Source organism: Roseateles sp. P5_E11 (genome assembly GCF_054049355.1).
Genome location: NZ_JBFUMO010000711.1, coordinates 1 through 2,556, shown reverse-complemented (window position 1 = coordinate 2,556; position 2,556 = coordinate 1). Strand labels below are relative to the sequence as shown.

At 63.7% G+C, this 2,556-nt stretch carries 2 protein-coding genes and 2 pseudogenes; all 4 read right to left on the bottom strand.

What is annotated here, in order from left to right; translation table 11 throughout:
- Positions 1 to 671, bottom strand: a pseudogene (locus ACXJKR_RS29525) (NADH-quinone oxidoreductase subunit F); the annotation flags it as partial.
- An 8-nt stretch (positions 672 to 679) separates the two neighbouring features.
- Positions 680 to 1,180, bottom strand: coding sequence for an NADH-quinone oxidoreductase subunit NuoE family protein (locus tag ACXJKR_RS29520; protein ID WP_457325875.1), 501 nt, complete (start codon positions 1,178 to 1,180; stop codon positions 680 to 682).
- Positions 1,177 to 2,430, bottom strand: a complete 1,254-nt coding sequence (locus tag ACXJKR_RS29515; protein WP_056196920.1) for an NADH-quinone oxidoreductase subunit D — start codon at positions 2,428 to 2,430, stop codon at positions 1,177 to 1,179. The genes ACXJKR_RS29520 and ACXJKR_RS29515 overlap by 4 nt, the downstream gene beginning before the upstream one ends.
- A gap of 5 nt (positions 2,431 to 2,435) precedes the next feature.
- Positions 2,436 to 2,556: pseudogene (locus tag ACXJKR_RS29510) on the bottom strand (NADH-quinone oxidoreductase subunit C); the annotation flags it as partial.

Genomic DNA, 2,556 nt, shown 5'->3' with positions numbered 1-2,556 from the left:
TACAGGCCGAAGCTGGCCGGGAACGGCGGCTTGAAGCGCGGCTGGCCCTTCTTGCCTTCCAGCGACTCCAGCAGCGCGGTTTCCTCGCCGCAGATATAGGCGCCGAAGCCATGGTGGCCGTGCAGCTGGAAGCTGTAGTCCGAGCCCATGATCTTGTCGCCGAGGTAACCAGCGGCGCGGGCTTCTTCCAGGGCCGCTTCGAAGCGCTCGTAGACCTCGAAGATCTCGCCGTGGATGTAGTTGTAGCCGACCTTGATGCCCATCGCGTAGGCGGCGATGGCCATGYCCTCGATGACCTGATGCGGGTTGAACATCAGCAGGTCGCGGTCCTTGCAGGTGCCCGGCYCGCCTTCGTCGGAATTGCAGACGAGGTATTTCTGGCCCGGGAACTGTCGGGGCATGAAGCTCCACTTCAGGCCGGTCGGGAAGCCTGCGCCGCCACGGCCGCGCAGGGCCGAGGTCTTCACTTCGGCAATGACTTGATCGGCTGTCAGGCCTTCGCCACCGTCCTTGCCGAGGATCTTGCGCAGGGCTGCATAGCCACCGCGGGCTTCATAGTCCTTGATTGACCAGTTCTTGCCGTCCAGGTCCGCGTAGATCTGCGGAGCGATGTGGCGGCCGTGGAAACAGGTCTCGGCGCCGGTGGCTTGGAATTTGGAAAGGTCCAGCATCGTCGTCCTCAGGCCTTGGCTGCTTCAGACCGCAGCACGTCGACGAGCTCATCCAGGCGCTCGGTCGTCATGAAGCTCAACATCTGGCGGTCATTCACCAGCATCACCGGCGAGTCGGCGCAGGCGCCCAGGCACTCGCTCTTCTGCACGGTGAACAGGCCGTCGGCCGTCGTGCCGCCCTGCTCGATGCCGAGCTTGCTGCACAGGTGGTCCAGCGCCTTCTGGCCGTCACGCAACTGGCAAGGCAGGTTGGCGCAGACGTTCAGCTTGAACTTGCCCGCCGGACGCTGGTTGAACATGTTGTAGAAGGTCGTCACCTCGTAGACCGCAATGGTCGGCATGCCGAGGTGGGCGGCGATCACATCTTCCGCGGCGCGGGACACGTAGCCCTCCTCCTGCTGCACGATGGCCAGGCAGGCCATGACGGCGGACTGGCGCAGCTCGTAGGGGTACTTGGCGACCTCGCGGTCGAAGCGCGCGCGGGTGGCGTCAGAGAGTTGGTAGCTCATCGATCAATCTCGCCGAACACGATGTCCATGGTGCCGATGATGGCGACGGCGTCGGCAATCATGTGGCCGCGTCCCATCTCGTCCAGCGCTGCCAAGTGGGCAAAACCAGGCGGGCGGATCTTCAGGCGGTAGGGTTTGTTGGCACCGTCGCTGACCATGTAGATGCCGAACTCGCCTTTGGGGTGCTCGACGGCCGCATAGGCCTCGCCCTCGGGCACGTGGAAGCCTTCGGTGAAGAGCTTGAAGTGGTGGATCAGCTCTTCCATGTTGGACTTCATGTCCACGCGCGAAGGCGGCGCCACCTTGTGGTTGTCGGTGATGACCGGCCCGGGGTTGGCACGGAGCCAGGCCGAGCACTGCTGGATGATGCGGTTGGACTGGCGCATCTCTTCCACGCGCACGACGTAGCGGTCGTAGGTGTCGCCGTTGGTGCCGATGGGGATGTCGAAGTCCAGACGGTCGTAGACGTCGTAGGGCTGCTTCTTGCGCAAGTCCCAGGCGATGCCGGAGCCGCGCAGCATGGGGCCGGTGAAGCCCAGGTTCAGCGCGCGCTCGGGCGAGACGACGCCGATGCCGACCGTGCGCTGCTTCCAGATTCGGTTGTCGGTCAGCAGCGTTTCGTAGTCGTCGACGTTCTTCGGGAAGCGCGCGGTGAAGTCGTCGATGAAGTCCAGCAGCGAGCCTTGGCGGTTCTCGTTGAGCCTGTCGATGGCCTTGGCATTGCGGATCTTGCTGGCCTGGTGCTTCGGCATCGTGTCCGGCAGGTCGCGGTAGACGCCACCCGGCCGAAAGTAGGCCGCGTGCATGCGTGCGCCCGAGACCGCCTCGTACATGTCGAACAGGTCTTCGCGCTCGCGGAAGCAGTAGATGAGCACATTCATCGCACCGCAGTCCAAGCCGTGCGCGCCCAGCCACATCAGGTGATTCAGCAGCCGCGTGATCTCCGCGAACATCACGCGGATGTATTGCGCGCGGATCGGCACCTCGATGCCCATCATCTTTTCAATGGCCAGGCAGTAGGCCTGCTCATTCGCCATCATCGACACATAGTCGAGGCGGTCCATGTAGGGCAGCGACTGGATGTAGGTCTTGCTCTCGGCAAGTTTCTCGGTCGCGCGGTGCAGCAGGCCGATGTGGGGGTCGGCACGCTGGATGACTTCGCCGTCCAGCTCCAGCACCAGACGCAGCACGCCGTGGGCGGCCGGATGCTGCGGACCGAAGTTGAGGGTGTAGTTCTTGATTTCGGCCATGGTGTTCAGAGCCCGCCGTACTTGTCTTCGCGAATGATGCGAGGCGTGATCTCACGCGGCTCGATGGTCACCGGCTGGTAGATGACTCGCTTCTGCTCGGCGTCGTAGCGCATCTCGACATGACCC

What these genes read in the sequence shown, in the direction of transcription:
- ACXJKR_RS29520 (WP_457325875.1), bottom strand. Translation starts at nt 1,180, where the DNA reads ATGAGCTACCAACTCTCTGACGCCACCCGCGCGCGCTTCGACCGCGAG.
- ACXJKR_RS29515 (WP_056196920.1), bottom strand. Translation starts at nt 2,430, where the DNA reads ATGGCCGAAATCAAGAACTACACCCTCAACTTCGGTCCGCAGCATCCG.